Source organism: Acidithiobacillus sp., assembly GCF_023255755.1.
GTDB lineage: Bacteria > Pseudomonadota > Gammaproteobacteria > Acidithiobacillales > Acidithiobacillaceae > Acidithiobacillus.
The window spans coordinates 1-26,759 of record NZ_JAGDVS010000192.1; the positions used below are offsets into that span (position 1 = coordinate 1).

Below are 26,759 nucleotides of genomic sequence, written 5' to 3' on the forward strand. Positions count from 1 at the left end.
TGGCTCCGCGCAGCGGAAGAATCGTGCTAATCAGGTTGGCTTTTATACCGGGATGGGTCGCACGGGAACATTGCTGGATGCGCGCGCGGATACCCTGGGCATGGACAACCGATTTACCGTCTTCGAGATGGAGCACCTGTTGACAGGCACGGAACAGGCCAAGCTCACTACGGGGCCGGTATTGCTGTACATCTTCCATCGCATTGAGCAAATGCTGGACGGCAGCCCTACGCTGATCCCGCTTGATGAGGGATGGCTTATGCTGGAAAACCCGCAGTTTCTGGCAAAACTGGCCGAATGGCTGGTGACGCTGCGCAAAAAAACGCGGCTGTCGTGTTTGCCACGACATCTCTGTCCCACCTGGCGAAAAGCCCGCTGCTGCCCATTTTGAAAGAAGCCTGCCATACCAAAATCTTCCTGCCTAACGACCAGGCCACCAGTCAGGACCTGTTGCCCATGTACCGCGACATGGGACTCAATGACCGGCAGGTTGAGCTGCTGCAGATGGCCACGCCCAAGAGTGATTATTACGTTTTCACCCCGGATGGCCATCGGCGGATCAACCTGGCCATGGGGCAGGTTGCCTTGGCGTTCTGTGGCGTGAGCGATCCCCGAGACGTGAAGCGGATTGCGGAGCTCAAGGAAAGCTATGGTCGGCAATGGCCGGTGGCCTGGTTACGGGAACGATTGCCCGCGAATCGGCATGAGTGGGTGGAACAGGCTAAGCGGGGGTTTGGGATGTAACGAAGGTTTTTGCAGAAAGGTCAATTTATCTGCCTCTTCTTTTTTGTAGCAGTTAATCTAGTTTGGTCCGTTTGCTTACAGGCCGCAAGTTACCAGCAAGGGAGTTACACCAGAGCCATCGCCTCGACCTCACGCCCTTGGTCGACGGCCATCTATTTGTTAGTGGCATGATTCGGTAATTTAGCGCTTGACAGCCGTTTATGGTATAGCTATAAATAACTATATATTGTGGTTTCAGCTTCTCGATTAGCCGATATGTGGTGGCCAACTATGTCCGGAAAGAAAATTACACACACTGAACATTACCGTGATTACTGTGGTCGGTGGCAAACACGGACATGGACTACGGATGCGCCTAAGCCTCTGAGTGAACTGGAAGTGGCCGGCTTGGCCATTGTTGGCATTGTTTGTGTTATAGCTTCTGTTTTGTACGATGCTTATCAATGGGTGACCGCGCATCTATTATGGACCGGAAGTGCTGTGGCTGTCACTGTAGTTTCGTTTGCGCTCTATCGAATGATCAGCGGAATCCGACTGGAGGATGACTGGTATATGTATCCGTTATACTGGGCATCGGATGCGGTTGGTTGCGTGACGGGCTGGTTCCGCTGGTGAGCCGAAGCATTAGGCTGTAGTGGCCATGCCACATCTATCTCGAAGAAGCCTGTGCTATACCCAATCACCGATGTGTTTGGGACAGGGGGGTGGATGATGAAAAAGGCATTACTGATGTTGCTATGCGTGGTTCCTGTAGTTTCTTTCGCAGGTGGAGAGGATTTTGGGGCGCCACGTGTTCCCTTGACGACGCAGGTGAAGCGTTTGCAGGCGGATATCGCCAGGCTGAATCCGGGACAGACGCGTAAAGCGTTTGATTATGCCTTTGTAGGCCGCAATCTGGCAGCACAGATGCACAACGTGGCGGCTGAAAAGGCTTTTAAGGCGTTTAAGCCGGGCGATAGCCTTGCGGCATTGAAGGCAGACGCCGCAAAGCTGTAAACAAGGGAAATGCCCATGAAAAAGACCTTGCTCATTTCCGCCGTATTGTTTGCGATGAGTGTCGGTACCGCTGACGCGTCCATCCAGACGGCCGTGGCCGCCATGCGGACAGACGCACAAGCGATTCAACAAATGACGGCCACGTGGCCTGAAATCCAGGATGCGGCACAAAGCTATGGCGCCCTGGCTCCCTATGCCGCACAACAGTGGGCGGGGCAGGGGCCGATCATCGTCACCCCGCTGGGGGGGCAGGAACTCTGTCACAACACGCATTGGGATCAGGTAACCAGCGGGTTGGTCACGGGTGGCCTGAACATCACCGGGGATGCCGCAGTGGAAGCTTACGCACTGCAGACCATAGCCATTGACTTTCAGCAACAGTATGCAAATCTGATGATCGCTGAGGTCCAGGCACATGCGTCGAATGTGCAGCAACTGACACAGAACGAGGCGCAGACCAAGGCGACACTGAATAACCTGATGAACCTGCTCACAGTTACCGGTCAGCAGTTGCAAGCTGCCATGGGGCCAGGCACCACGCTCCGTCAAATGCCGTTCACCAACTGGCAAGCGGGTATAGGGGATGTGCCGAACCTGGCCGAAGCGCAGTACACGGCTGGTCCGAATGACGGCGCGCCTATTGGCTGGTACACGCAGCCGACAGACAACGCACTCGCCCGGCTGATTGATCGGTGCCCAACCGGAAGCGGATCGTTGCCCATGATCCCTTTAGCGGCCAGTGTTCAAGGCGCGGCGAACGTATCGGTACAGGACGAACCCGATGTGCAGCAGGCCATAGCCCCGTTTGAGCAAGGCAGCAGTTACGTGCTCCCCAGCAGTGGCTTCGCATCAGGGTTGCTCCGTCTTCCCAATTACCCGGTACGCATGCAGATCGTGAGTATCTTGGCCGCTGACATGCCCGCCATCGCCGCTTATATGCAGCCTATCTCACCCGCATTGCAAGCGTTCAATACCACAGTGCAATCGACCATGGGCGAGGTGGATCAAAATGTGCAATAAAAAAGTGCTTTTTGCAGTAGCCTTGCAGGCGGCAACAATCCTGGCATGCTTGCCTGTGATGGCGTTCGCAGGCACGTTGACGGGCGGCGCTACCATGCCGGAACAGATCGTGCAGGAAGTCACCGCCATCCAGTCACAAATGACCCAGGCCCAGCAACTGGTGCAGCAGATCCAGCAGTACGAGAACATGGTCCAGAACATGGTGACGCTGCCGCAGTCCATGTATGACCAGGTCACGGCGCCTGTTGCCCAACTCTACGGGCTGGTTCAGCAGTCGGAACAGCTTGGATATGCCGGACAGAACATCGCCGGTCAGTTCCAGAATATCAATGCCAACTTCAACCCGCAGATCACGTCGCAATACACACAGCAGTACAGCACCATTACCAGCGGCCTGCAGACGGCTATCAACAATGCGTTGCAAACGGCCAACCTGAATCCGTCAAACTTCGTGACCCAGCAGCAGGCCATGCAGCAGGTGCAGCAGGCGATGAGCAACCCCAATAGCCGGAATGGGTTGCTTCAGGCCGCCGTCAGCGTAGGCCAAGCCACGGTCGCAGACGATACCCAGCTTCTGCAGACGGCTAATTCCGAGGCGAGCATGAATGCTGCGTGGAAGAAGGCGCAAATGGAGCAAAAGCAGGCTTCAACTCAGGCGTCGTTTAATTCTATCTTTGGTGGACCAAATCTTAGTACGAGCATGCCACCTGATAACACTGGGCAAGACTTATCAACCTTTTCCAACCACTGAAATTAAAGGAGCTGTATTATGAAGAAAGAAATTACATTTACACTCGCCGTTATCGTTACCAGCGTTGCTTTAATGGGATGTTCGCATGCTCAATCTGTGAAAGATACGAAAGCACCCGCGCCGATTCAAAAGCCAGCCACGCCGGAACAGCACAGCCAAAAGGTGAACGCTAATGCGCCGGGTGGCAGTATTAATAGAACTATGGCAAACATGGCGGCATTTGCTAATATCGGAAAAAAAGGAACTAAAAAATGAGGCGTACAGATAAATTGTCGCTTATGCTATTTGCTTTTTTATTAGCAATTCCAGCATTTTCGTCGGCTGCTAGCTTTGGCATATTTAACACAGTTACTAATCAGATACAGCAACAAATTATGGGCTCATGGTTTAAGCCAATTCAGCAACATGCAATCCACCTGTTCGGGATACTTGCCGCTTTAGAAATGACATGGATGGCTGCGACTTGGCTGCTCTCTAAAAAGATGCTTGAGGACATGTTCCCAAGCCTCATAAAGAAAATCATTACATTGAGTTTTTTTCTGGCTATTCTATTGCATGCTAACACATGGTTGTCGGATATTTTTGATTCATTTTTACAGATTGGTGACCAGGTTAGCGGGGTTAATATCACCCCGTCCAGCATTGCCAATGAATCTTACACCGCCTTCATGACCATCATGGGTCTACCCTTTGTTTCTGTCACTCATAACGTCGGGGGTGCCATCAGTTCGTTATGGTCCGGCAATATTTCACAGTTTGTATCAGATGTTGGGGCGTCTGCAAAGAGCGCTGTTATCGACGCTAACCCGTTCTCACAGATAGCATTTTTTGTTCTTGCTTTCGTCGTCGCTTTGTCTATTCTGTACCTTGCTATAGAGTTTATGATGGTTCAGATCGAGGCGTTTGTAGTGATTGGCGCTGGTGTCATTATCTTGGGATTAACCGGGTTAAGATTTACCACAAAATATGCCAGCGGTTATATGGATTATAGCATCACGTTAGGAGTCAGGATGATGATTATAACGCTACTGGCTGGATTTTTTCAGACCTACATGCTCCCAGATATGCAAAAGGCGCTGATTGATAGCGGTGGGGCCATACAAGGACCGTTCATAGCTATGACCATCGGGTTGATTATCGCGGCTATGGTCAAGAAACTGCCACAGATTGCAACCTCCATCATGAACGGATCGAGCAATATGGGCAGTGGTGACTTCACTGGTCCGGCCAAGGGTGCCGCCATCACCACAGCTGCTGTAGCGACTGGCGCCGTCGTTGGCGCATCCGTGGTTGGTGCTGCTGGTATGACGGCATCTGCGGGCGAAATGGGGGCTAGTGTCGGGGGCGCAAATGCGGTTTCTGGGGCTGGTAGTATGAGTGGATCTGGCGCCGCAGCTTCTGGTGCCCCGTTCGATGCGGCAGCGGGCGTGCCAGCACCCAAATATTCGCCGCCGCCGTCGGATTTGGGTGTGCCAGCCCCCACAACACCTATGAAAGTGTTTCCGGAGTTCGCCCAAAACACGGGAAGTACGACTACACGGCCTGCACCAGCCAGTTCCGGCCCTGTATCTGGTAGTGACGCCTCTGCAAATGCTTCCCCGGCCACGTCAACAGGCCCAGGGGTAAGTGGCGGCGCGAACACGGGCAGTGCTGCTAAGCCAGCCCCTACAGCGTTTCAGGAAGGACAGGATGCTTTTAGATCCACTCAACGATCCTTGAACGCGATCCATGACAATATCGCCCACGGCCCGGCAGATTCGAGCGTTCCGGCCTCGCGAGGCGATCTCAAGCACCCGGAAGATTAAGGAAACAAACCATGTTATTCGAGAGTGAGGAACAAAAAAGGCTGCGGCGCGATGCTTATGCTGGCCTTGTGCAAATGCTAAAGGAAGTCTGGAGAGAAGACCGCCCGGCCTTTTGGCGGGGGGTGCTCGCAACCTCTATTTTTCTAGTAGGTTCCGTGGTTTTCTTTATCGGCACTTGGCAATCCCAGCTCTTCGCAGGGGGATGTGCTGGGGCGTGGATCGGCCTAGTCACATCGGCATACATTAGGAAGAGAGATTGAGCGGGTGGGCGTAGTGAGTCAGTCCGTCAGCGCGCTCACGACGACGCCCGCTCTGACGGAAGTCTGGATTGGCCATCATACGCGGGTAGGGGAGTGGGTCTTGAGCCAGTCTTTCAGGGCGGAATCCACGCGGGTTTGCCAGCCCTCGCCCGATGCACGGAAGGCTTGTACGACCTCAGGTGACAGACGGATGGTGATGCGCTCCTTGGTCGCGGTTGCCAGCGGCCTGCCGCGCTTGACGGCTTCCCATTCCGCATCAGTGTAGGGCATGGCGTCAGGGTCGGACATCGCTGCCGCCGTGATGGCAGCGTCTTCTTCCGGAGTAGGGATAATGGTTCCGGGCTTAAGCTTCGGCATAGCGTTTCACCTCTCGCTGGTTGGCCTTGCGCAGGCTGATGATGCGCCGGCCATCGGCGCGATCCACAAAGGCCACATAGTACAATCGCAGCCCGATGTAGCCGATGGCGGCCATGCGCGTTTCGCCATACTCGCGCCGGACATCGGGCCAGGCCACCGCCGATTCCCACTCCAATTCGATTGCCAGCGCCAACGATACACCATGCTTGGCGACGTTGGCAGCGTCCTTGGTCGGGTCGTAGGTGATTTCCATGTGAATTATTGTATGCACACAAATAGCAGTGGTCAACGGCTGTTTACGCCTATCTCTTCACCCCCGCCGCTATACCCATAATAACGAGAGACGGTCGAGGTGGGAATGAGCTACGAAAACCAGCAACAGGACAAACGCTATCTTGCGGCCAGGCGGGATTGGCTGGAACGCGATGGAGACAACATCGCACGGGCGAAAAACTGGCGAATGATGGCTTTCGCGGCCATCGGCATCGCGGCATGCTTCGGGGCGGGCATGATCTACGAAGCGGACCGGGTGCATGTGGTGCCCTACGTGGTAGCAGTCAACAAGCTTGGTGCGTCCGTTCATCTGGCGCAGGCCGTGGACGCCGGCACATATCAGCAGCCCATCGTGGCCCATGTTCTTACACACTGGATTTGGCTGGTCCGGTCAAGGACGCCGTCCGTGCCTACAGAAAAGACCCTGATCGACGACAGCTATCATTATGTGGACAAGCAGAGTGAAGACCTGATCAACGCCTATTTCAAGCGGCATTCGCCCTACATCGATTACACCAAGCGGCTGGGTGGGCGCACCGTGAAAATCACTTCCGCCCTGCCCATCGGCAAACTCAAGTCCACTGGCGGAGCTTTTCAAATTGATTGGACCGAGACCCAGTACGACGGGAACGGTGGTATCGCCAACAAGCAACATTATCAGGGCATTATTAATTACGCGGTCATAAAACCCGGCAACAATCCGAATGTTCTTGCCGGTAATCCGTTCGGTATCTATGTGACCACCTTCAACTGGAATCAGACCCTATGAACACCGCCAAACCACTGCGAAAACTGGTTACGATGGTTGTACTGTCGATTCTGCCTGGATTGGCTGAGGCCGGTGTCATTGTGCCGAAAACGGGAAGTGACCACCAGGTGCCGGCCATTCAGGGTGGCCCCGCGGCTTCCGGTTCGGGTGTGAACGATGCCCAAACGTGGCAGAAGATCGTTGCCGCCCCGCCTTCCGCAAAGATGAGTTTCCGTACCAGGGCGGAGGCTGAGAAATCGCTCACGCAAGCATACGCATCCGGAAAACTGAATGATCTGCCGCCCATCGCGGGGTCCGATGGGACCATTCTGTACCCCTATGGCGGTTCATGGCCTACGGTCGTAGCGTCACCATTACACATCAGCATTATCGAGTTGCAGGCGGGGTGTCACCCGGAGCAACTGGATATCGGCGCACCCTCTGAGTGGATCCTGAATCAGGCTATGGCCGGGAATACGCCCATTCTCACCGTATCCCCCCGTTTTGCAGGGCTCCACACCAACCTGATGATCACAGCGACCAGCCAATCTGGAAAGCCGCTGATCTACTACGTGAATCTGGTGTCCGACCACTCGAAGTACACGCCGAAAGTGGGTTTTTACTATCCGCAGGATATTCAATCCACCTGGCATTTGCAGACCGCAAATGCGCAGGCGGCCAAGGCTAAAGCGGATGCCGAGACGATTGCCACACTACCCAACATCAATGCGGCCGACCTCGATTTTCGCTGGAAGACGCATTGCGCAGGCGGTGGATGGTTCAGCGATAGCGCCTGCGGGAATATTCGACCGGTGCGGATCTTCGACGATGGCACGCACACCTACATCCAGATGTCCTCCGGACAAGCCAGCCGTGGCGGCATGCCGACCATCCTGGCGGAAAACAGCGCCGGGCAACCCGCGATCATCAACTGGCAGTATCGGGATCACTATTTCATTGTTGATTCCGTCCCGCATCAGATCTTGTTGCTGGCCGGGAAGGGCAGCGCCGGCAAGGTCGTGAAGATTACGCATCAATAAGGGCTTGCGGATGAACTGGAAATTCTGGGAAAGAAACCCCTCCAACGGCACGAATGCACGGGCCGACGAGGATCAGCAGGCACCTGGTTTTCTGAGGGGCGACATCAAACCGGATGGCGGGATGATGGCTGCCTTCATCAATAAAAAGCCGCTCTGGATCGCGTTGGGCGCAGCCGGTGCGTTGTATTTCGCATTCAACGAATATCGATCTTACGAAGCATCGCACAAGGCGACAGAGCGTGTTGTTAAGAAAATTGGCCCGGTGTCTTCGCATCCTGAATACGCTGCCGCTCCACCCCCTGTGGCTCCGACATCCAGCGCCGTTTCAGCGGCAGCGGCGCATCCCAAGCGCGGGGCCTCATCGCAGTCCGCGCAGGGTCCTGGACAAGGGGCGTCGGGAGGGCATGCGCCACCTCCGCAGCCGCAACCTGTTAGCCCGCAGGTACAGGCGTTGCAGACGTCGTTGGCGGGCGGCCAATCATCCGCCATGGTGCCCTGGCCCACTACAAGGGGTCCCGCGAAGGCGGGAACTCCGCCAGCGACCGGGGAGTCATTCCCGGTCAAGTCGGCGGTTCCCGCACCAAAAAGCCATGCGGAATCCGGCGTGGGTGTTTATGACCAGCACCTGGTACGCAAGGAAGCGTCGCCGTATGAACTGCTGCAAGGCAGTGTGATCCCGGCAATTCTCAGCACGGGCATCGACTCGGATATCCCTGGTGAGGTCACCGCGGTGGTCGCACATCCAGTCTACGACAGCAACAGCGGCGCCTACCTGCTGATCCCTGCGGGCAGCAAGCTCGTGGGTATCTATGCCAGCAGGGTCATCGCCGGACAAACCAGAGTGGCCATGGGATGGGAGCGGGTCACCTTTCCGAACGGAACATATATCAATTTAGGCTCCATGTCCGGCGCGGGTCCGCGTGGTTTCTCCGGGTTTCATGACGAGGTGGATGACCATACATGGGCCATCTTCAAAGACGCCTTGCTGATGTCGGTGATCAACGTCGGCATGGCCATGGCGTCGCCAACAAGCACGGCAACCAACACGACAGGGGTTACCGGCAATCAGGCGCTGTCTAATAGCGAACAGGCATTATCGCAGACCTTCGGTCAGGCGGAGGCAGGGATACTGCAGAAGGGCATGAATGTCTCGCCGACCCTGAAGATCCGCCCGGGGTATGCGTTCGAGGTCGTGGTGACCAAAGACCTGGTATTTCCGGGAACGTACAACCCGGCGCCGCAGGAAGCTTCCGCGACCCCATCCGCCCCGGCGTTGGCGGCGATGATCAATCCGTACCGGTAAAGGAATAAGTTCATGCAAAGTTACGTTGTTGTACGACTGGATATCGATGCGATCCCGGATGGGCTCCCGCCCATGGCTGAACGCGGCCAACGGGTGTCGACATTGATACAAGACATGAGCGATGCGGAGCTGCAGGCCCTGGCGCAACGCCGTGGACGCAGCAATCCGCCAATGAATCTGCGCCCGGTCGCCATCACCATGGATGAGCAAGCCCTGCGCAGACTCAAGAATTTGCCGCGCGGGGCCAGCGTATCGGCCTTGGTGCAATACCTGCTTGGTATGGGGATATCAAGGGAGGCGTGACCAGATGACCAATCTTTATATCGCTGAAAAGCCGTCGCTCGGCAAAGGCATTGCGCAGTATCTGCCGGGGCCACATAAATCCGGCAACGGGCATATTGTGTGTGGTGGCGGGAATATCGTCACCTGGGCTCGCGGCCATATTTTTGAGCAAGCTGATCCAGAATTGTACACACCTGATGACGTGCCATTGAATAGCGAAGGGAAAAAGCGATGGCGTTTGCAGGAACTGCCTATCTTCCCCGAACAGTGGATCAAGTTACCCAAAGCGGACGCCCGGGCGCAGATCAAGGTCATCCGTGACTTGCTCAAGCGGGCGGATACCGTGGTCAATGCCGGCGACCCGGACCGCGAAGGCCAGTTGCTGGTGGATGAGATACTGGAAGAAATGGGCTGGAAAGGTCCCACGAAACGGATCTGGCTGGCGGCGCTGGACGAACAATCGGTGCGCAAGGCGCTCGCATCGCTCAAGGATAACTCGGATTACCGAAACCTGTCCGCCGCTGCGGAAGCGCGCAGTAGGGCGGACTGGCTGGTCGGCATGAATCTGACACGTGCATTTACCCTGGTCAATACGGGTTCTGGCGTGCTGTCCATCGGTCGGGTGCAGACGCCGACCCTGGCGCTGATCGTGCGCCGGGATGAGGCCATCGAGCAGTTCAAGGCCAAGGACTTTTTCGTGCCCCGCATCCAGACGGCCAAGGGTCCGACATCGTTCTGGTCGGCCTGGGTGTCCGTCGAGGGCGCACCGGGTCTGGATGAAGAGAACCGATTGACGAACAAATCGGTTGCCGACACCCTCGCGGCGGCCGCGAAGGGGGCAGGAAAAGCGATCGTGGAGGATTTCCAAAGCAAGGAACAGAAACAGTCGGCCCCGCTGGGTTTTTCATTGGCGGAACTGCAAAAAGCGTGTTCCGCAAAGTTCGGGATGAGCGCGCAACAGGTACTGGACTGCGCCCAGGCGCTCTACGAAGAACACAAAGCCGCCAGTTACCCCAGGACGGATTGCCGGTATCTGCCTGAAGAACAGTTCGCCGAGTCGGGGCGGGTACTGTCGGCGTTGGCTAAGCATCCAGCGTATGGCCCATTGGTGGCCAAGGCAGATATCAAGCTGAAAAGTGGTATCTGGGATACCGGCAAAGTGACGGCGCACCACGCCATCATCCCCACGGGTGAGGTGGAGGGGACGCTCGGCGAGGCCCGGCAAAAGGTCTATGACCTGATTGTTCGGTCTTATCTCGCACAGTTCTACCCACCTTATGTGTACCGGGCCACGAAGATTGTCCTCGTTTGTGTCACGCAAAGATGGCAAGCCAACGGCAAGGTACCGGTATCGGCGGGTTGGAAGGCCGTGTACGCGTTATCAACTTCCGAAGACGGGGATGAGGACGATCAGCAGGGATTGCCCGTGGTCCTGAAAGGAGATGAGTTGCCGGTAGTGGCCAGCGATGTGCAGGCCAAACAGACGAAGCCGCCGAAACGGTTTACCGACGGCACGCTTATTGAGGCCATGTCCAGCATTCACAAGTATGTCGAGGATCCGGAGGCCAAAAAGAAGCTCAAGGAAACGTCCGGCCTTGGCACCGAGGCCACTCGCGCGTCAATGATCGAGAAGTTGCTGGAGCGCGGATTTATCGAGCGCAGAAGCAAGGCGCTCCAGAGCACCAGTGTCGGTAGAGCCCTGGTGAACGGGCTACCCAAGGTGCTGACCGACCCTGTCACCACGGCACAGTGGGAAGATGTGTTAAGCGCCATTGCCGACGGTCGCGTGCGGTCGGACGTCTTTGAACAGAAACAGCAGAGTTTTGTTGAAGTGCTGATACAGGTTGCCAAGAAAACCCGGATCAATGTGGGTGCGGTTTCACCCAAGTCTGGAGCAGGCGGTAGCAGCAAAACACCAACACGATCGAAAAAAGGAAAAGGCAATGGCCAATCTGCAGCACATCGCTGATCGCATTTTCCGGCACGTTGATGCCGGGCACCTGGAGGCGGGATATTCCGCCTCCATGGGGGCGCTGATTGATGCCTATGACGACGATCCGGATTTCCACGCATGGGTGGATGCCGTGCCTGGTAGTGCGGTGGAAAAACTGCTGGTCTGCATGGTGCGAAAGGGAAAATGGGGTGATCCGGCCTGGCTCGTTACATGGATCCAACGCGATCAGGTGGTAGCTTGACGAGTAACCCATAGATTTATGAAGAAGAACTAAACTCAAACCTATTTGCCCAGAAAACGGGAAGTCATAAAAATGCCCCTTTACATCGAACCAAATGCAGGCCCCGCGCCCATCCTCCAGGTCATCCAGTCCGCCCGCCATGAGATCAGCGCGGGCGTGTATTATCTCTCTGACCGGCCCATCCTAAACGCCATGAAAGCCGCTCATGCGCGCGGGGTGGACGTGCGCATTATCATCGAGGGCCGGCCTTATGGGATGAAGCCGTGGCAGGTACGCAAGGAGGAAAGGGCCATAGCGGCGACAGGGGCGACACTGCATCTGGCGCCTTATCGTTTCGAGTCGCGCGGTAACCACTATGCGTTTCAGCACAGCAAATATATCTGCAATGGCCACGAATGCGAGATCGGCACCGCCAACTTCGATTGGTCGGCCTTTCATAAAAACCGGGAATACCTTTATGTGACCCAAAATACCCAAGTGGTAGATGCGGCCAACGCGGTTTTCAATGCCGATTGGCGAAACCAGCATGCACCCGCAGTCGCCCATCGGGTGCTGGTCCTGTCTCCTGGTACGTCGGCCGCGCAAATCATCGGGGTCATTGATCAGCCTGGGCCGGTGGACATCGAGAGTGAGGAGCTAGGCCCATATGCCCCGACGCTGGACGCCATCGCGGCCAAAGGCGCGCGCGCACGGGTCATTCTGCCCGCCAGCATCAATGCCAATGGCAAACGGGATGTGGCCTTTCTGCGGTCGCACGGCGTCCAGGTCCGGTTAATGCCGAAATCGCCATTGTACATGCACGCCAAGATGATTGTCGGTGGATCTGAGGCGTTTGTCGGCTCAGAGAATTTCAGCCAGACCAGCATGGAGGCCAACCGCGAAATGGGGTTGCTGCTGGGCGGGCGGGATATTGAGGATTTGCAGGCCCAATTCGACAGGGATTGGAATCGAGCCAATTGACACTCTGATGTGCGAAAGGACGGCGGTAGAATATTCATTAGGTTGGCGACTGGTGGCGGGAGGTTGGGGTGGATGCACAACAACAGGCATCTGGCATTGCCGGCTGGGTCTGGCGCAGAGCGAAGACGATATACCCACGCCGCCGGTCAGGAGGTTCCAGTGAGCGGATTCAAAAAGGTTCAACCCCGAACAGAAAGGGCGTAGAAACAACTTCGGAAGTTGATAGTATCTCCAACACCATTGGGCCATTGACAACAGAGATGTCGGCGACTAAGTTATTGCTATAGCAATAATGGAGCAGGGGATGAGAATCTTCACGGACAAGCGTAGCAAGCAGCAGTATGCGGAGATCCCGACGCGCGCGCCGGTTAAGATGCATCTGTACAGCAAGGCGCTGGGCTTTGCCTTGGGCATTTCCCTCAAGCAGATGTACAAGGACATGGCCACGCAGTTTTTGCAGGAAAGGCCGTGGGAGTATGGCCTTTCGTGGCGGCCTACCAAAGGTCTCACGCAAACCATGTCGGAAGCCATTGGCGAAAAGCAGGCGACCGGATGGATGCAAGTGAATATTCGCATTCCCGCCGAGTTGGCCACTGAATTGGAGCGTTTGGCTATCAAGGAAAACGTATCCCTTTCATCCTTGAGCTATACCCTTTTGTACTGGTGGACGTGGTACAAGTATCCACCCGTCCAGGAACGCCGTCGCAGGGAAGAGATTTTGCGCAAGCAGGGAGAGCATTCCACATGAAAACGATTACGGTAGCCAATCAAAAAGGCGGCGTGGGGAAGACCACCATTGCCCTGCACATTGCTGCGGCGGCGCATGCCGCAGGTCTCAAAACCTTGCTGGTGGATCTGGACCAACAAGGATCTGCATCATTTTTGGCGACGGGAGACCAGAATGCTCATCGCACCAAAGAGAACACGGCGTTGGATTTGTGGTACGAAGATCGGGAACCAGTTTTTACCGAGAGTCTATTTGGCTTTCAGCTACTAAAATCATCTGACGAAATTGACGCGGTGGATGATGACGTGCAGGAGGGCATCGTAGCGCTAAAACGCCTGGGAAATTATGGTTTCGACTGTGTTATTTTGGACGCGCCGCCGGCGCCTGGTGTACGTCAGGTGGTTCCATTGATGATGTCGGACCTGCAGGTGGCGCCGTTCACCGCGGATGCGCTGGGCACGCAGGGTCTGGTCAGCATGATCATGGGCTGGCAGGACCTCAAAAAAAGACGCCCATCCATGAAATTGCGCGCTCTGGTTAATCTGCACAAGGTCGTGTCCGGCACACAAAAGGCTATCATCGAAGGGCTACGGCCTAAGTTGGGCGAATTGCTGCTCCCGGAAGTGCTGACGGACCGGGAAGTCGTGAAGCACGCATTACGTAATGGCAAGCCGATCTGGGAATATGCACCCAAAGACCCGGCGGCAGACGTGTGGCGGGCAGCCTGTGAACGCCTGATACAGGAAGCTTCGGAAGCTGATAGTGACTATGCCGGGGAGGAAGTGGCGTGAGAAGATCGATTATGGCCAGTTTGGAAGATGCCTTGGGAGCTGCCGTCCAGGGCGTCGGCGAAACGTCAAAAAAGCAGCGGAAGGAAAATCAGGCCGCTCCGGCGGTGACCGCACTTTTTGTGCCGCTGGATGACATCCAGCCCGATCCGGACCAGCCGCGTAAATTTACCGAAGGTGGTGCGATCGATGAGAGCTTGGCATTGATGGCGGAGAGCATTCTGCAGCACGGCGTATTGCAACCGATATCGGTCAAGCCGCTGGGCGAAGGGAAGTACCAGATAGTCACCGGCGAGCGCCGGTGGCGCGCCTCCAAGCTGGCCAGGAATCGAGGTGAAGCTTGCAGGCGCAGGGGGTATGACCTGGAGCGCATCCCGGTCCACATCCTGGAGCCGGCGAGCGACTCGGATAAGCTTGAGATGCAGCTCGTGGAAAATCTGGCACGCTCTGACATGAGTCCGGAAGATATTGGCAATGCGTTGCAACGGTTGCTGGATGATACCAAGCTGAGCAAGGAAGCGCTCGCGAGACGCCTTGGCCGCTCTGCGACCTGGGTCAAGAACCTGTTGGCCCGGGCGAATCCGGAAGCGCAGGCCATGGCCGAACGGCTGGGTGTGCCCATGGATGAGATCGGCAGCAATGAAATGGCTCGTATGCTCGCATGGTCTCGTGATGCCAATAAATGCGTGGTCATCGACTGGGTGTCCGCACGGCTTCAGGCGGGTGAAACGCTGACGCGCAATCTGCTGGTGGAAGAAGAGGATCGTTACGAGATAGAGGTCAAGCTGGAGTTGCAGGACCGTGGATTATCGCTGGAGGATTTGCGCAAAGTCAGGGACTTCGTGCAAAGCGAGAAACCGGAGGAGCGGGGCATCGCCACTCGTGTTCGTGCGGGGATGAGTCTTGCGGAGGCTTATGCCATGCCTTCGGTGACCCATTCAGAGGAATCCGTTGAGGACGGTCCTCGCCAAGATCCCGCGCAGGAGGATTATGGTAAGGCTGCCGCAGGACGCCCTATGTTCTTTCCTGATTCTGGTGATGCCGAGGGCACTTTTGAACGCATGGGCGATGCCCAAGAACTACAGGAGGCGGCGTTCGCGGCGCGCCGAGCTGGGGAAATGGCCCAACAAGTCACCCGGCCAGCGGTCAATGCGGGGACGGAAACCAGAGGGACAGCGACCTTTGAGGGGGCCAGCGCCCGAGAAAGTACGCCCATTCGCGATGCGGCTACGGCATCCAGTGCCGCCGACGGCTACGCACCGCTGATTGTCGTTCGGGTACCGCAGGAGATCGCTGCAGGTTTGTTGGAAAAGGCGGGTAGGGCCGATATGGAACTATCCGGTGATGCGGTGCTGGAAGCTTTGCGGTTGATATTAAACCCATGTTCTGTATAATAAAACCATGAGAATTCAGAAGGCCGTTCGCTATCGTTTGGAGCCCACATTGGAGCAGGAATCGCTCCTGTCGCGGGCTGCCGGTTGCGTGCGCTTCGTCTGGAACAGGGCGCTGGCTATCCAGAAATCCTATCTGGAATCGGGTTGTGGCATTCTGTCCTATGTGGAACTCGCCAAGTGCCTGACCACCTGGCGCAATGGCGAACCTTTCGGCTTTTTGTCCGAATCCCCTGTCCATCCACAGCAGCAGGCACTTAAAAACCTCGACCGGGCATTTCAGGAAGCCTTTAATCCCGCCAATCCCAAACGCTTTCCGGTCTTCAAAAAGAAAGGTCGCAACGATGGTTTCCGCTACCCGGCACCGGAACAGATCAAGCTGGATTTGCAGACTGCGGACCCCGACGGGCGGCGTATTCTGCCGCGCATCTTCCTCCCGAAGATCGGCTGGGTGAAGTTTCGCAAGTCCTGCCCCGTGGGTGGCGAGATTCGCAATGCCACGGTGCGGCGCATGGCGGGACGCCAGTAGTGGATTCAGCCTATCTCTCATGGCGCCGGGCTATACCCTCATGACAACCATCGTCAGAGGGTATTTTTATGGCAAAGAAGAATCAGGCGCACCGGCCAGACCAGAATCTGTTTGACTACCAGACGCAGCGCAAAGCCCGATTTGCGACCCACGATGCCATCACCGGTGCCATCTTCGGTGGCATTATCGGGAACTTGGTCGGCGGCACGGTAGGTGCACATATCCTGGGCTCTACTGCCCACGACTTCATGCCGCTGTATAAACCCATGACGTTTGTCGGTGGCTTCCAGGCTTACAGCCTGATCCCCTTCTTCAAGCCGTTCCTCGAATACTACACGAAATACCCGCTGATCTCCGATGCCTTCTGGGCGGCCGCCGGCATTACGGCGGCTTTCGCCGGCGCTGGTTACTGGGTCGGTAGCAAGAAGGCCGGGAAGGCCCAGCAACAGATCCTCGAAAATGACATCCACGGCAGCGCGCATTGGGCGACCCGGAAAGAAGTCGAGCGGATGAGCCTCCTTCCGGACACCAAAAAGAAGAGCGATCGGATTTGCTATGTGGGAGGTTATAAAGAAGGGAAGGTGCTCTATTATCTGCAGGACACGGACACCATCCACATTATCGCCTTCGCGCCGACGCGATCCGGAAAGGGCGTGGGTTTGGTGCTGCCCACCTTGCTCGGCGGTTGGAAAGACAGCGTGGTCGTCCACGACATCAAGGGCGAGAACTATGCCCTGACCTCTGGATACCGCCGCAAGATCGGCAACAAGGTGTTCAAGTTCAATCCGGGTTTCGCCACCGAGAACGACGACGACATGAACCGGAACGAGGCGCAAAATTGCCACTTCAATCCGCTGGAGGAGATCCGGGTCGGCACCAAGTTCGAGGTCAAGGACGTGATGAACATCGCCACCATGATCGTCGACCCGGACGGCAAGGGCCTGAATGACCACTGGCAGAAGACCGGGTTTGCGCTACTGGTTTCTGTGATTTTACATGTGCTGTACACCCAGCCGGATAAAACCATGCGCGGTGTGTCCGCTTACCTGAATGACCCGGAGTTGAGTAATGTGGACGTCGCTTTTGAACGGATGATGCGGATCGAACATGATCCTGCGGGAAAGTTTCAGTGGAAAGACCAGCGTGGCAACAGCACCAGGGTGCACCCCGTCATTGCGCAGTCGGCCAGAGAAATGCTCAATAAGGCGGACAATGAAAAATCCGGCGTAATCAGTACGATGAATAGTTTCTTGAGTCTTTATCGCGATCCCATTGTCGCCGGGTGGACCGAGTTCAGTGATTTCCGCATCGTCGACCTGCAGGACGCCGACGACCCGGTATCCTTGTACCTGGTGACTTCTCCGGAAGACAAAAATCGCCTGAAGCCGCTGATTCGCCTGATCCTCAACCAGATCGCCAGCCGGTTCACGGCGGAAAACCGCCTTGCGCAAAAGGGCAACAGGATTTCCTGCATCGGCAAGCATCGGTTGTTGCTGTTGCTTGATGAGTTCCCGTCCCTGGGCAAGCTCGATGCGTTCAAGGATGGAATCGGGTTCCTGGCCGGCTACAACGTCAAGCTGATGCTGATCGCCCAGAGCAAATCGCAGCTGGAGGACGAAACCCACGGCTACGGCAAGGCCGGTGGTACCACCATCATCGAAAATTGCGGTGTTCGCGTCATTTACGCCCCCAACAACATTGATACCGCCGAATGGGTATCCAAGATGCTGGGTACCCGCACCTTGACCATGGAAAACAACAACCAGACATACCAGGGGTCGGTGCTGCCGCAAGCGCAAGGGTCCAGCACGTCCTTGACGTATCAATCGCGTGCGCTGCTGACGCCAGATGAGGTTATGCGTCTGCGCGGCCCCAGGAAGGACGGTGAGCTTATCGTGGAGGCCGGTGACATGCTGATCCTGAAGGCGGGGTTTGCGCCGGTGTATGGGCAACAGATGCTGTATTTCAATGACCCGTTGTTTGCGAAACGCGCAGAGTTCCCCGCCCCCACGGAAACAGACGTGCTCTGCCACGGAAAAGATTATGTGAAAATCTTCGGACCACATGGTGGCGTGGTGGAGGCACCCAGTGACGAATTCCCGCAGGCTGCGATGCCGGATGATCTGATCGAGGAGATAGACGCCGGCCGTAAGTCTGCCGCTACTCAAGGTGGCGGCGACGAAGTGATTTCCGATGAAGCGGTAGCCGACGCGCTGGCCGCTGTCAGTGCCTTGCCGGAGGAATTCCTGAATCTGATCCGTTGACCGCTATGGGTTGATATGGAGGCGCACGGGGCCGCTGGTAGTCAAAGCGGCCTTTTTCGTGGCCGGTTTTGCTCGCTGTGGGGGATAAACCAGCTGGGCCACCGTCCACTGCATGAACCCATCGCCAGGCTTCTGCGCCGCAGGATCCCAGTTAGTCTGAACGGGCAGGACAAATGCGGATGCCTGCACGGCGTGATAGCGCATGGCGCCGTCGTTCTGGATATAAACGGGTATGCCCGCTGCGGCCAGGACATGATTCGCATAGCCGCGGTCGCCGATGGGCGCGCCCGAGTTATAGATTTCAAAGGCATGGAAGAGTGCGCGTTGCGGGTTGCCGGGATATTCACGCCGTGTCGTGTCCCAGGCGGCCTGCAGAATGGCAGCGCCGGCGTGCAGATTGGTGCAGGCATTCAGCGCCGTAGCAGGGGTGAGCCCATATTTCCGGAAGTTTTCGGTATCCACCTGGGCGATGCCCACGTCCACCTGGTGACGGGCCGCCATCAATCGCCGCAGAATAGCCAATGCTTGGCCCAAGGTGTGCGGGCGATAACCTTTGTGTGCGGTGTTGTCCCACATCGCCAGCGGATCCCCGCCGGATTCCACCCGGACGATCGCCGCCATGGTGACCGGTGCAATTTGCGTTGCGCATTGTTGAATGGCCGACTGAATGGGCAGCATCAGAGCCGGTCCCGAAGGTTCCGCAGCCGATCCTGCATGATGGCATCATTGGGCTTCCCGCGAGCCACTATGGCGATTTGCATGCCGCGAATCATGGCGTATGCGCCGGCCTTGGGATCACCGAGATGAACCCCCAGTGCCGCTGCGCCCCATAGGTCCGCAGCGCGCTCTGCCTTGGGTAGAGCATAGAGGCCCACGATGCTGCCCCCCAGCGCCGCCAGCCAGAACGCCTGAAACAGCCCGATCGTGAACGACAGGAAAAACAGGATGATGGCCAGGAACCAAACGATGGCGTCTTTTTTGGCCGGATGGTGCCAGGCCACATGCCCCAACTCATGTGCCAGGACATAGCGGCGCAGCTCCGAGTCGGTCAGGGTTTTGGCGTGCAGGAATACCTTGTGTTGGGACGATGTATAGCCGAAGCCAGTGAGCTTGCGTTTCCAATCAGACGCGAACAATCCAACGGTGGGGCAGGGGCCATCACCCTGGCCATCCCGCCAGAGCACTTCGGCCTCCTGCTGGACGTCGTCAAGTGTTGCCATGCTCAATCTCAATCTCCTTTCTGCAGCCAGTATTGCGATCCGGGTATCACCAGGAAGGCTCGGGCCGATCCGATGATGTTCCCGATGGGTACTGGCCCATAATACCGGCTGTCGTAGGCGTAATTGCCCGGTGCATAGTCCCAGAAGGTGCCCGGCTTGATGTAATAACTGCCATAGGGCATATGGATTACCTGCCGGCCGCCGGGGCTGGTGGTCATCATCTGGCTATTGGGCAATTTCTTGCCATCGACCCATGCGCCGTCGCTCTTCACGAGAACAGTTTGGCCTGGTAGGGCGACTATCTTCTTGAGGAAGGGGGTGAGGTGTCCAGGGCAGGACCATGGCCCGCCCGAAGTGCGAGAAACCCAATGCCGTCGGATAGCCTGACGCATTGATGCGTTATGGATGGGCGGGCAGAGATACACCATGTCGCCGTCTTTCAGGGAGATGGGGGTGTTGCCGCGTTGATAGAAGCCCACGGGGAAGCATGTCGTGGTGTTCAGGGACAGACGGTCAGCGGCGCTCAGGGACGCCACGGCCATGGTCAGGACGCCGACGGCGATCACGGTCCACATGCTGACCGTGGCTACCACGCTGATGATGTGCTTCCATTTCTTTGCCGCCATGAAAAACCCCTGCAAGCGGATTGCTTACAGGGGTATAGCGGGGAATGGATTGAGGTAGCGTTGGTCTATCTGGCCAGCGTCTGAGACTTTAACCACTGTTCCGGGCTGGCGTAGAATTTCTGTACCTTGCTCAATGCCTGTTGCGAATATTGGCTGAAACCGGGTAATGGCCTAACGCGGCTGATTTCCCTATCCCAATGTGACTTATTAGTGGCATAAAATGCCAAGCGTCTTTGTATGTCATCAGTTCGCGCGGTGAGGATGCCAAGATTCTTTTTTACCACGGAGGGATCCTTTGTCAGGAATACCGCCATGTCAAATATGTCGCGCGCCGTGAAGCCCTCCGCACGGTAGAAACATTTCTTGGCGATGATCTCTTCCGGCTTGTCCAGCAAAACCTTACGGCCATGAATGGTCGCCGCCTGAGTAGAGTTCGCTACCAGGCGCGGTGCAGCTACAAAGTCCACTTCACCCAAGTCATCAAAAATCAGCTTGACGTGTTGGGAGTCTTCACGGTAGTGGACGGTGAGGTCTTCCACCTTGTCATTCAAACGTGGCGATAAGGCGGTCAGATATTGCGCATCCGTGATAAAAATATCGACATCGTGGCTTAACCGGTGACGATACTTAAACATAAGCACCGTGCCGCCGCCAATGGTCCATTCGAGCCTGGGCAGATGAGGGGGTAAAGAATCTATTGCCACCATGGCCTTGTCGAAAAGCGGTTCCCAGGAATCCATCAGGCAGCCCAGGCATCCAGCGGAAAATGAAAGTCATTCGGAAACCCGGGTCGGACGTACTGGTCTAGGGTGGCGAGCGCCTGTTCTACGGGGATGTGGCGGCCACGCATAAACCCGAGCTGTGCCCCAAGGTCGCACTCATAAAAGAACGTCTGTAGCCCCATGGTATCTACCTCAGAGGTGCCGCGCAGCCAAGCCTCCAGATCATCGCCCGTCACCATGACGTGTCGCGGGGCGTTGATTGTGGTTAATACCATCCAGTCATTATTCGGCCTCATAAACCATGCCCCTTCTTGCCCCGTTCTTTATCGCGGTCACGCACGATCAGTTTATGCCCCTGTTCGAGCAGAGTCACCAATTTACCCTTGAATGCGGACAATTCTGGCATGGCTTTGTAATCACCGCGGTAGACAGCGATCATGTCCCGTGCGGGGCTCAGGAAGGCCACGGAACGGTCTTCACTTAAGCTGATCAGTATGCCAGTAATCTGCCCTCTGGACAGGCAATGCGTTGGTAACTCAGATCCTCCACCTTCTGCCAGCCGCTGCGCGTCGTTGCGTTTCAGGCGCGTGGGTTCCGGGGGAATATATCTGGAAGGCGGTGGCTGGATGGTTGGCTGATATCCCATATGGTGTAGTGCAGTTATGGTATTGTGGTGAACCTGTCCCACATTTCCCACGTAATAGCGCATAGCGGCTGCAGCGCGGGTTTCCAGTGCCTGCGGAGTGATCAGCCTGTCGGTATAAAGCTCTTGAATATCCCGCTGGTCATTGTCGGCATATCGCCCCAGCTTGGATACTGCCAGATCGACCGGCGAAAGCACCAGAATGTCGAACTGCCTATCTGGCGACTGCGCCACAAAGATGGCGTCCTCCTCCGCATCTGGATGCATCAGGCTGATGACTGGCGCGTAATTACGATCCCAAGTCAGCGTGCAGCGCCGTCCGTGCTCATCCACGTAGGGTACAAGCACTTCTGGCAAAACTATCCGGTGGGAGAAAATAGCGTCCACGTCCTCCGAGCTGCGGGTCGGGGAATATAGAGCCATGGCGGCACCGCCCGTCATGATAAGGCGTACCGGCTCTTCCAGATGACCGTTCATACTGGATTCGGTCTGCCGGATCAGCTCGCGCGCGGCCTGAAAGATGGGCCGTTCGGTGTATAGGTGCGGGTACTCAGCAGACATATGGCGGCCGCAACAACCGCTTGAGACGGTCATAGAGCGCTCCGGATGAGAGACGCCAGCGAGCTGCCAGGGCATCCATGGGATTGTGCCGTGAATCTCTGGGAAAAAACGGCAACAAGGGGACTTCTGGCAATTGTTTTGCCACGTCATCCAGCCATGGCAACAAAGAATGCTGCCATTCCTCATGCTGCGGAGCGAAATAGCAGAGCAAATCCAGCAAATAGCCTCCCCGTTGGACGACAGGCCAGTCATGTTGCCGCAGGTTGAGTTCCACGGCGTCCCGCAGCCCCGCGCCATCCAGATCTGGATCGGCGTGGCGCGTAAAATAACCGAGAGGTGGTTCCAGGTCGCGCAAGGCCATATCCGGTTGAGGGTTACTCAACAACCGGAATAGTGTGGCCGTCGACAGATCTTCTCGCTGACCTAAGTAGTATAAAGCGGTCAGGGCAGAGTCGCGGCCATGAGGATCAACCATTATTTGCTTCATAATGGGAAGCATAGCACTTTAAAGCGAAATGCCCAGCGCCTGCCCAGCCAGGTGCATTCCCGCTTCCTTGCGGAGCTCCTGCCCAGGCGTCTCATAACCCAAGCCTGCCGCCTCCTGTGTGAGTTTCTGGATGCGGCGCTCAGCCAGAAAGCGTTCCGTGCTGCCGACGGTGAGGCCTGCTGGATCCGGAAGCCTGGCGGACACCTGTAGGTGATCCATGAGCTGCCGTAGCTTGCGCTGCCGCTCAATATCTTTCCGTTTATCCGCATCGGCGTATTCTCCGATGGCCCATGCCCTGATTTCTCCGGTCGCGCTCATCGTTCGACCCCCTTGGCTTTAGCCTGTTCAACCAGTTTTACTGGATCCACATCCAACTTTTCCCGGAAGAATGCTGCCGTCCGGTTATTTTCTGCATTTTTCAGAATGGCTTCATTCGGCTTGAGCCAGCCACCCTGTCCCTGGACACGCTCGAAGCGCCTGTCCTTGTCCTGCTCTTCCGGGTGAAACTCGGTGAAATCCGCCCGGGCAATCCGGATCTCGCCAGCCTTCACGTTCGGCGTTTGCACGTTCATGTACAAGGTTGGCTTGTTTTCCCGTTCAATCTTTGCGCTGTAATAACGATCCCCGTTTTGCCCACGTTCCTCGAAAGAGACCTTATGACTTTCATCAACGCCGGACTCCTTGTTGCTGATCCGCACCGTAGCGCTCAGCTGACCTTCGTTGTCGACGTAGACACCAGACGAATACCAGGTACCTTCCGGCGTTTTCAGGGCGGATTCCATGCGCGGTAGCTGCTCCCTCGGCCGCGGTGTTTGGCTGGCAACGCGGACAGACAACTTTTTTTCCGCCGCAATCCGCACATCTGCGTCCTCATCGCCAACTGCCCGGTCCACCTGCGCGTCGGTCATCCTCTGGTGTAAATGCGTCACGCCAGCCAGCCGGACCTCTGGCTGTAGGTCGGTTAGTACGCGCTCAACCTGGGCGTCGTTCATCCGTTCGGCAAAACGCTCTGTGGCCACCTCTCGCCAGGCGGCGTTACGGATGGTCAGTTCCTTCTCTACCTGCTCGTCTGACAGGCGTGAGCTGAGATTGCCGAGCGCTTGCGCCCGCATTCTGTAATCCGGATCATGTAGTGCCCGGTCGACTTGCGCATCATTCATGCGCATCACCAGACTCTTTGTCGCCTCCGCTCGTACTGCAGGATCCTTATCCGTCAACGCGTTCTCCACTTGCTGGTCCCGCATGCGCGGCGCCAGATCGCTTAGTACAGAGGCGCGAGTCTGTACATCCGGGTCAGCTAGCGCCCTGTCCACCTGCGCATCATTCATGCGCCCTGCAAACCGATTGACGGACATGTTCCTGACCGGCGCGTACTCGTCGGTTAAGGCACGCTCGACCTGTACGTCATCCATGGATTTTGACAAGCCGGCTACGGCGAACACTCGTACATTCTCGTCGGAATCGGTTAAGGCACGCTCCACCTGTTGTGCGGTCAGAATATCCGCGTAGTTGTGGACCGCCTCCAGGCGCGCCACACTATCCGTACTGGTCAGCTGCACCTCGATTTCTGCAGGGTCGATTTCCATAGTGCTCATCGTTCGACCCCCTTGGCTTTGGCCTGTTCAACCTGTTTTACCGGGTCCACATTCAGCTTCTCACGCATGAACTGCATCGTATGATCCTTGTCGCCTTTGGCGAGCATGGCCTCATTGGGCTTGAGCCAGCCCCCCTGACCCTGGATGCGGTCAAAGCGTTTGTTCTTGTCCTCTTCTTCAGGATGAAACTCGGTGAAATCCGTGCGGCCAATCCGGATACGGATGTCACCTTCCCCTGCGGCTTGAGCCTGCACGTTCATGAATACGGACGGTTTGTCCTCGCGCTCAATCTTTGCGCTGTAATAACGCCCTCTGTTACCTTCACGCTCTTCGAAGGAAACCTTGTGGTGTTCATCCAGACCGGTTTCCTGGTGATTGATGCGCACGGTCGCTTTCAGTTGGCCGTCCTTATCGGCATAGACTCCAGCGGTATACCAGGTGCCATCTTGCGCCTTCAGAGCTGACTCCATCCGGGGATACTGCCGTTTTTCTTTGTCAGGGGCGGGTCCTTCGAGGTAATTGACCCCCAGCTTCTCCCCGATGGTTTGAATGGTCTTATCCTTGGCACCATGTGTGCGTGCGGCCTCATTGGGTTTGAGGGTTCCACCTTGTCCTTCGATTTGAAGATGCTTTCTGTTTTTCAACTCCGTAAACGACACCATGGCGACTTTGCTTTCGGCGTCTGGACGAACAAAAACGTGAACATCCGGGCGATCAGGAATCTGCACTTTTGCGTGTAAAAAAGGCTTTCCATTTTTGTCCTTTTTGGCCTCGTACTCTACCTTGTGCCGCTCATCAAGGGGCTGGTCTTTGTTGGTAATGGAGACCGTCCCCTTCAATTGACCTTCCTTGTCCGCATATAGAGTCGCCTGGTACCAGGTTTCATCTTGTGCTTTAAGCGAGGCTTCCATTCTGGGGTATTGCCGGGTGGCCTGCGGCGTGTTGGCTTGCTGTTCCATGTTGTGACTCCTTTCTGGCGGTGTTTGCGGAGGGATTGGGTTGTCGAAATTGGTGTTGTCGGGAAGTCCCAAAATCGCGGCTACATCTCTGCTGTCGTTTGGGTCCGTGGACATGCTGGGTTGTTGCATAGATACCTCCTTCTTTTTTGATGGATATGGTGCAAAACGATCTTGAAAGGCGGCGAGCGCGCGTGTATGGACCGCCGGTATTTTGTCCTCCACGAGGTTTTTTGCATGCGTTCTATCAATTTCCTCTGTGCGCCCGGCCATCTGCAGGGTGTACAGCGTATTCAATCGCACGACCCAATAAGGATCTTCCAATGCGCTGTTGATTTGTCGTGGTGACATGTACGGCACCACGGCGGCTATGCCAGATGCACGTCTGTGATCGTCTGGGAGGGCCAGTGCCGCATCAACTTCATGACTATGCGCTTCTCGATACGCCGCCCGGTTGTTTTGCTGATCCATACACTGTGTCAGTGCCACCCGGATTCCATCAGGCCCCAGTTCTTGCCGCGCATCCGCCCAATCAGCGCCTTTGGGTCCGCCGATGATCTGAGTTGAAGGCTCAAGATAGCGTGCGGCCAGTCCTGCCTCATCCAGACTACTAATGGCGTCCCGAGCACCGCGCTGCCCAACTCTATTGACATCGCGGTCAACCAGAACGCCGATTACGGGAACGGCTGTCCCCAGATTGGCAGGTTTATGTGCTGCCTCGGCTTGTTCCATAGCCCATTTCTGAACGCCTCCCACGTCATAGGCGACGATGCCGGGCATGCCGCTAGCCTGGATGGCTACCGCTGTAGTCTCGAAGCCTTCTCCCAGCAGGAGCATGCCTTTCTCCTGGGCAGTGCCCGAGAGAGGCATGGGCACTGCTTCAGGTGGCGGTGGAAGGCGAATGACACCTTTCCGCCCCAGCATCTTACGATCCAGTTTTTGCCCGTCATCGTTGATAAATGTCTGTTGTATGCCGCAGATGTTCCCGTCGCGGCGCATGGGCAGGATCATGACCGCGCGGGTGCCTTCCGGTGAAAAACGGTCCGGCAGGCCGATTCTGACCTGGCCCAGCCAGTGGGCATCCTCCAGACCGCGGTGAAAAAGATATTGCACAGTGACGTCTTTGGCGGCCTGCCATTGCGCGCGCCGGGCGCCCTTGTTCATGGCAGAGAGACCATTCAGGTCCGGTCCACTGTATAATTCATGCGGGGTTTTGCAGACCCATGCGTTATTCCACAGGGTGCGCGCTAACTGGGAATTGTCTGTTTGGCGCGCTATCGGCTGATCTTGGGCAACCGATGGGGAGGGGTTCAAATCCATAGCCCGCAACAATCCCTCGATCGTGCCTCCTGCACCCGTCGCCGAGTCTAAGTACACGCCTTTGGCAGGATTGATCTTGTGCGTTTTGTGCCCCGTACCTAGAACATCCGCCTCTATCTCGCGGCCCAGTATTTGATAGGGGATACCCGCTGCCGCCAGTGCGGTCACGATGGTTTCGCGGTTATAGGCATTCATG

The 26,759-nt window shown here is 56.5% G+C and carries 32 protein-coding genes and 1 pseudogene; 20 read left to right on the forward strand and 13 right to left on the reverse strand.

What is annotated here, in order from left to right; all coding sequences use genetic code 11:
• From Q0C48_RS13620 to trbL, 8 genes and pseudogenes are all read left to right on the forward strand, one after another.
• A pseudogene (locus tag Q0C48_RS13620) lies at positions 1-391 on the forward strand (hypothetical protein); the annotation flags it as partial.
• Positions 334-744, forward strand: a complete 411-nt coding sequence (locus Q0C48_RS13625) for a hypothetical protein (RefSeq protein ID WP_291525248.1) — start codon at positions 334-336, stop codon at positions 742-744. The pseudogene Q0C48_RS13620 and the gene Q0C48_RS13625, both read left to right, overlap by 58 nt.
• 270 nt (positions 745-1,014) lie before the next feature.
• A complete protein-coding gene (locus tag Q0C48_RS13630; protein WP_291525250.1) occupies positions 1,015-1,359 on the forward strand; it encodes a hypothetical protein in 345 nt (114 codons plus the stop codon).
• A gap of 93 nt (positions 1,360-1,452) precedes the next feature.
• Positions 1,453-1,740, forward strand: coding sequence for a hypothetical protein (locus Q0C48_RS13635; RefSeq protein ID WP_291525252.1), 288 nt, complete (start codon positions 1,453-1,455; stop codon positions 1,738-1,740).
• A gap of 15 nt (positions 1,741-1,755) precedes the next feature.
• Positions 1,756-2,760, forward strand: a complete 1,005-nt coding sequence (locus Q0C48_RS13640; RefSeq protein WP_291525254.1) for a hypothetical protein — start codon at positions 1,756-1,758, stop codon at positions 2,758-2,760.
• Positions 2,750-3,511, forward strand: coding sequence for a conjugal transfer protein TrbJ (locus Q0C48_RS13645; protein ID WP_291525256.1), 762 nt, complete (start codon positions 2,750-2,752; stop codon positions 3,509-3,511). Before Q0C48_RS13640 ends, Q0C48_RS13645 begins: the two co-directional genes overlap by 11 nt.
• 18 nt (positions 3,512-3,529) lie before the next feature.
• Entirely contained in the window at positions 3,530-3,766 is a 237-nt protein-coding gene (locus Q0C48_RS13650; protein WP_215888701.1) for a hypothetical protein, read from the forward strand.
• Positions 3,763-5,316, forward strand: coding sequence for a P-type conjugative transfer protein TrbL (gene trbL, locus Q0C48_RS13655; protein ID WP_291525258.1), 1,554 nt, complete (start codon positions 3,763-3,765; stop codon positions 5,314-5,316). The genes Q0C48_RS13650 and trbL overlap by 4 nt, the downstream gene beginning before the upstream one ends.
• A 335-nt stretch (positions 5,317-5,651) precedes the next feature.
• On the opposite strand, the gene Q0C48_RS13660 is transcribed toward trbL, so the two are convergent.
• Together Q0C48_RS13660 and Q0C48_RS13665 are read right to left on the reverse strand one after the other, a co-directional pair.
• Complete coding sequence (locus tag Q0C48_RS13660) at positions 5,652-5,933, reverse strand: BrnA antitoxin family protein (RefSeq protein ID WP_291525260.1); 282 nt, start codon at positions 5,931-5,933, stop codon at positions 5,652-5,654.
• Positions 5,920-6,186 (reverse strand): BrnT family toxin, encoded by a 267-nt coding sequence (locus Q0C48_RS13665; RefSeq protein WP_291525263.1) that lies wholly within the window; start codon positions 6,184-6,186, stop codon positions 5,920-5,922. The genes Q0C48_RS13660 and Q0C48_RS13665 overlap by 14 nt, the downstream gene beginning before the upstream one ends.
• 105 nt (positions 6,187-6,291) lie before the next feature.
• On the opposite strand from Q0C48_RS13665, the gene Q0C48_RS13670 reads away from it, so the two are divergent.
• From Q0C48_RS13670 to Q0C48_RS13720, 11 genes are all read left to right on the forward strand, one after another.
• Entirely contained in the window at positions 6,292-6,975 is a 684-nt protein-coding gene (locus Q0C48_RS13670) for a type IV secretion system protein (RefSeq protein WP_291525265.1), read from the forward strand.
• Positions 6,972-7,994 (forward strand): TrbG/VirB9 family P-type conjugative transfer protein, encoded by a 1,023-nt coding sequence (locus Q0C48_RS13675; RefSeq protein ID WP_291525267.1) that lies wholly within the window; start codon positions 6,972-6,974, stop codon positions 7,992-7,994. Before Q0C48_RS13670 ends, Q0C48_RS13675 begins: the two co-directional genes overlap by 4 nt.
• Before the next feature lie 10 nt (positions 7,995-8,004).
• Complete coding sequence (locus Q0C48_RS13680; RefSeq protein WP_291525269.1) at positions 8,005-9,297, forward strand: TrbI/VirB10 family protein; 1,293 nt, start codon at positions 8,005-8,007, stop codon at positions 9,295-9,297.
• Positions 9,298-9,309: 12 nt separating this feature from the next.
• Positions 9,310-9,600, forward strand: a complete 291-nt coding sequence (locus Q0C48_RS13685; RefSeq protein WP_291525271.1) for a hypothetical protein — start codon at positions 9,310-9,312, stop codon at positions 9,598-9,600.
• Between the two features lie 4 nt (positions 9,601-9,604).
• Positions 9,605-11,548: a DNA topoisomerase 3 gene (locus Q0C48_RS13690; RefSeq protein WP_291525273.1), complete on the forward strand. Its 1,944-nt coding sequence runs from the start codon at positions 9,605-9,607 to the stop codon at positions 11,546-11,548.
• Positions 11,523-11,774 (forward strand): hypothetical protein, encoded by a 252-nt coding sequence (locus tag Q0C48_RS13695; RefSeq protein ID WP_291525275.1) that lies wholly within the window; start codon positions 11,523-11,525, stop codon positions 11,772-11,774. Before Q0C48_RS13690 ends, Q0C48_RS13695 begins: the two co-directional genes overlap by 26 nt.
• 72 nt (positions 11,775-11,846) lie before the next feature.
• Positions 11,847-12,734 (forward strand): phospholipase D-like domain-containing protein, encoded by an 888-nt coding sequence (locus Q0C48_RS13700; protein WP_291525278.1) that lies wholly within the window; start codon positions 11,847-11,849, stop codon positions 12,732-12,734.
• A 304-nt stretch (positions 12,735-13,038) separates the two neighbouring features.
• Positions 13,039-13,482, forward strand: a complete 444-nt coding sequence (locus tag Q0C48_RS13705; protein WP_291525280.1) for a hypothetical protein — start codon at positions 13,039-13,041, stop codon at positions 13,480-13,482.
• Positions 13,479-14,252 carry a ParA family protein gene (locus Q0C48_RS13710; RefSeq protein ID WP_291525282.1) on the forward strand — a complete coding sequence of 258 codons (774 nt, stop codon included), beginning with the start codon at positions 13,479-13,481 and terminating at the stop codon, positions 14,250-14,252. Before Q0C48_RS13705 ends, Q0C48_RS13710 begins: the two co-directional genes overlap by 4 nt.
• A gap of 11 nt (positions 14,253-14,263) precedes the next feature.
• Complete coding sequence (locus Q0C48_RS13715; protein WP_291525284.1) at positions 14,264-15,643, forward strand: ParB/RepB/Spo0J family partition protein; 1,380 nt, start codon at positions 14,264-14,266, stop codon at positions 15,641-15,643.
• A 7-nt stretch (positions 15,644-15,650) separates the two neighbouring features.
• Positions 15,651-16,169 (forward strand): transposase, encoded by a 519-nt coding sequence (locus Q0C48_RS13720; RefSeq protein WP_291525286.1) that lies wholly within the window; start codon positions 15,651-15,653, stop codon positions 16,167-16,169.
• A gap of 53 nt (positions 16,170-16,222) precedes the next feature.
• On the opposite strand, the gene Q0C48_RS13725 is transcribed toward Q0C48_RS13720, so the two are convergent.
• The gene (locus Q0C48_RS13725; RefSeq protein WP_291525288.1) at positions 16,223-16,390 is read right to left on the reverse strand and encodes a hypothetical protein; all 168 of its coding nucleotides are present in this window, start codon (positions 16,388-16,390) and stop codon (positions 16,223-16,225) included.
• Between the two features lie 45 nt (positions 16,391-16,435).
• Here Q0C48_RS13725 and Q0C48_RS13730 point away from each other — a divergent pair, with 45 nt between their 5' ends.
• Positions 16,436-18,433 (forward strand): type IV secretory system conjugative DNA transfer family protein, encoded by a 1,998-nt coding sequence (locus Q0C48_RS13730; protein WP_291525290.1) that lies wholly within the window; start codon positions 16,436-16,438, stop codon positions 18,431-18,433.
• A gap of 3 nt (positions 18,434-18,436) precedes the next feature.
• On the opposite strand, the gene Q0C48_RS13735 is transcribed toward Q0C48_RS13730, so the two are convergent.
• The 10 genes from Q0C48_RS13735 to Q0C48_RS13780 all read right to left on the reverse strand — a co-directional run bounded on the left by Q0C48_RS13735 (position 18,437) and on the right by Q0C48_RS13780 (position 26,758).
• Entirely contained in the window at positions 18,437-19,111 is a 675-nt protein-coding gene (locus Q0C48_RS13735) for a lytic transglycosylase domain-containing protein (RefSeq protein ID WP_291525292.1), read from the reverse strand.
• Positions 19,111-19,653 (reverse strand): M48 family metalloprotease, encoded by a 543-nt coding sequence (locus tag Q0C48_RS13740; RefSeq protein ID WP_291525294.1) that lies wholly within the window; start codon positions 19,651-19,653, stop codon positions 19,111-19,113. The genes Q0C48_RS13735 and Q0C48_RS13740 overlap by 1 nt, the downstream gene beginning before the upstream one ends.
• Positions 19,654-19,661: 8 nt before the next feature.
• Positions 19,662-20,279 (reverse strand): conjugative transfer signal peptidase TraF, encoded by a 618-nt coding sequence (traF, locus tag Q0C48_RS13745; protein WP_291525296.1) that lies wholly within the window; start codon positions 20,277-20,279, stop codon positions 19,662-19,664.
• A 65-nt stretch (positions 20,280-20,344) separates the two neighbouring features.
• Complete coding sequence (locus tag Q0C48_RS13750) at positions 20,345-21,019, reverse strand: nucleotidyl transferase AbiEii/AbiGii toxin family protein (protein WP_291525298.1); 675 nt, start codon at positions 21,017-21,019, stop codon at positions 20,345-20,347.
• A complete protein-coding gene (locus Q0C48_RS13755) occupies positions 21,019-21,297 on the reverse strand; it encodes a hypothetical protein (RefSeq protein ID WP_291525301.1) in 279 nt (92 codons plus the stop codon). Before Q0C48_RS13755 ends, Q0C48_RS13750 begins: the two co-directional genes overlap by 1 nt.
• A complete protein-coding gene (locus tag Q0C48_RS13760; RefSeq protein WP_291525303.1) occupies positions 21,294-22,238 on the reverse strand; it encodes a DUF6036 family nucleotidyltransferase in 945 nt (314 codons plus the stop codon). Before Q0C48_RS13760 ends, Q0C48_RS13755 begins: the two co-directional genes overlap by 4 nt.
• A complete protein-coding gene (locus tag Q0C48_RS13765) occupies positions 22,195-22,680 on the reverse strand; it encodes a hypothetical protein (protein WP_291525305.1) in 486 nt (161 codons plus the stop codon). Before Q0C48_RS13765 ends, Q0C48_RS13760 begins: the two co-directional genes overlap by 44 nt.
• A 30-nt stretch (positions 22,681-22,710) precedes the next feature.
• On the reverse strand, positions 22,711-23,010 hold the full coding sequence (locus Q0C48_RS13770) for a hypothetical protein (protein WP_291525307.1): 300 nt from the start codon (positions 23,008-23,010) through the stop codon (positions 22,711-22,713).
• Positions 23,007-24,287, reverse strand: coding sequence for a hypothetical protein (locus tag Q0C48_RS13775; protein ID WP_291525309.1), 1,281 nt, complete (start codon positions 24,285-24,287; stop codon positions 23,007-23,009). The genes Q0C48_RS13770 and Q0C48_RS13775 overlap by 4 nt, the downstream gene beginning before the upstream one ends.
• Positions 24,284-26,758, reverse strand: coding sequence for a toprim domain-containing protein (locus tag Q0C48_RS13780; RefSeq protein WP_291525311.1), 2,475 nt, complete (start codon positions 26,756-26,758; stop codon positions 24,284-24,286). The genes Q0C48_RS13775 and Q0C48_RS13780 overlap by 4 nt, the downstream gene beginning before the upstream one ends.
• Position 26,759 lies beyond the last annotated feature (1 nt).

Bases quoted from the DNA above. Each gene is read 5' to 3' on its own strand.
- Q0C48_RS13755 (WP_291525301.1), bottom strand. From the start codon at position 21,297: ATGAGGCCGAATAATGACTGGATGGTATTAACCACAATCAACGCCCCG.
- Q0C48_RS13650 (WP_215888701.1), top strand. From the start codon at position 3,530: ATGAAGAAAGAAATTACATTTACACTCGCCGTTATCGTTACCAGCGTT.
- Q0C48_RS13685 (WP_291525271.1), top strand. From the start codon at position 9,310: ATGCAAAGTTACGTTGTTGTACGACTGGATATCGATGCGATCCCGGAT.
- Q0C48_RS13720 (WP_291525286.1), top strand. From the start codon at position 15,651: ATGAGAATTCAGAAGGCCGTTCGCTATCGTTTGGAGCCCACATTGGAG.
- Q0C48_RS13705 (WP_291525280.1), top strand. From the start codon at position 13,039: ATGAGAATCTTCACGGACAAGCGTAGCAAGCAGCAGTATGCGGAGATC.
- Q0C48_RS13660 (WP_291525260.1), bottom strand. From the start codon at position 5,933: ATGCCGAAGCTTAAGCCCGGAACCATTATCCCTACTCCGGAAGAAGAC.
- Q0C48_RS13690 (WP_291525273.1), top strand. From the start codon at position 9,605: ATGACCAATCTTTATATCGCTGAAAAGCCGTCGCTCGGCAAAGGCATT.
- Q0C48_RS13640 (WP_291525254.1), top strand. From the start codon at position 1,756: ATGAAAAAGACCTTGCTCATTTCCGCCGTATTGTTTGCGATGAGTGTC.
- Q0C48_RS13765 (WP_291525305.1), bottom strand. From the start codon at position 22,680: ATGGTTGATCCTCATGGCCGCGACTCTGCCCTGACCGCTTTATACTAC.
- Q0C48_RS13645 (WP_291525256.1), top strand. From the start codon at position 2,750: ATGTGCAATAAAAAAGTGCTTTTTGCAGTAGCCTTGCAGGCGGCAACA.
- Q0C48_RS13670 (WP_291525265.1), top strand. From the start codon at position 6,292: ATGAGCTACGAAAACCAGCAACAGGACAAACGCTATCTTGCGGCCAGG.
- Q0C48_RS13715 (WP_291525284.1), top strand. From the start codon at position 14,264: ATGGCCAGTTTGGAAGATGCCTTGGGAGCTGCCGTCCAGGGCGTCGGC.
- Q0C48_RS13725 (WP_291525288.1), bottom strand. From the start codon at position 16,390: ATGTGCACCTACCGTGCCGCCGACCAAGTTCCCGATAATGCCACCGAA.
- Q0C48_RS13680 (WP_291525269.1), top strand. From the start codon at position 8,005: ATGAACTGGAAATTCTGGGAAAGAAACCCCTCCAACGGCACGAATGCA.
- Q0C48_RS13770 (WP_291525307.1), bottom strand. From the start codon at position 23,010: ATGAGCGCGACCGGAGAAATCAGGGCATGGGCCATCGGAGAATACGCC.
- Q0C48_RS13775 (WP_291525309.1), bottom strand. From the start codon at position 24,287: ATGAGCACTATGGAAATCGACCCTGCAGAAATCGAGGTGCAGCTGACC.
- Q0C48_RS13630 (WP_291525250.1), top strand. From the start codon at position 1,015: ATGTCCGGAAAGAAAATTACACACACTGAACATTACCGTGATTACTGT.
- Q0C48_RS13760 (WP_291525303.1), bottom strand. From the start codon at position 22,238: ATGACCGTCTCAAGCGGTTGTTGCGGCCGCCATATGTCTGCTGAGTAC.
- Q0C48_RS13735 (WP_291525292.1), bottom strand. From the start codon at position 19,111: ATGCTGCCCATTCAGTCGGCCATTCAACAATGCGCAACGCAAATTGCA.
- Q0C48_RS13750 (WP_291525298.1), bottom strand. From the start codon at position 21,019: ATGGATTCCTGGGAACCGCTTTTCGACAAGGCCATGGTGGCAATAGAT.
- Q0C48_RS13635 (WP_291525252.1), top strand. From the start codon at position 1,453: ATGATGAAAAAGGCATTACTGATGTTGCTATGCGTGGTTCCTGTAGTT.
- Q0C48_RS13700 (WP_291525278.1), top strand. From the start codon at position 11,847: ATGCCCCTTTACATCGAACCAAATGCAGGCCCCGCGCCCATCCTCCAG.
- Q0C48_RS13695 (WP_291525275.1), top strand. From the start codon at position 11,523: ATGGCCAATCTGCAGCACATCGCTGATCGCATTTTCCGGCACGTTGAT.
- Q0C48_RS13710 (WP_291525282.1), top strand. From the start codon at position 13,479: ATGAAAACGATTACGGTAGCCAATCAAAAAGGCGGCGTGGGGAAGACC.
- traF (WP_291525296.1), bottom strand. From the start codon at position 20,279: ATGGCGGCAAAGAAATGGAAGCACATCATCAGCGTGGTAGCCACGGTC.
- trbL (WP_291525258.1), top strand. From the start codon at position 3,763: ATGAGGCGTACAGATAAATTGTCGCTTATGCTATTTGCTTTTTTATTA.
- Q0C48_RS13780 (WP_291525311.1), bottom strand. From the start codon at position 26,758: ATGAATGCCTATAACCGCGAAACCATCGTGACCGCACTGGCGGCAGCG.
- Q0C48_RS13730 (WP_291525290.1), top strand. From the start codon at position 16,436: ATGACGTTTGTCGGTGGCTTCCAGGCTTACAGCCTGATCCCCTTCTTC.
- Q0C48_RS13675 (WP_291525267.1), top strand. From the start codon at position 6,972: ATGAACACCGCCAAACCACTGCGAAAACTGGTTACGATGGTTGTACTG.
- Q0C48_RS13665 (WP_291525263.1), bottom strand. From the start codon at position 6,186: ATGGAAATCACCTACGACCCGACCAAGGACGCTGCCAACGTCGCCAAG.
- Q0C48_RS13740 (WP_291525294.1), bottom strand. From the start codon at position 19,653: ATGGCAACACTTGACGACGTCCAGCAGGAGGCCGAAGTGCTCTGGCGG.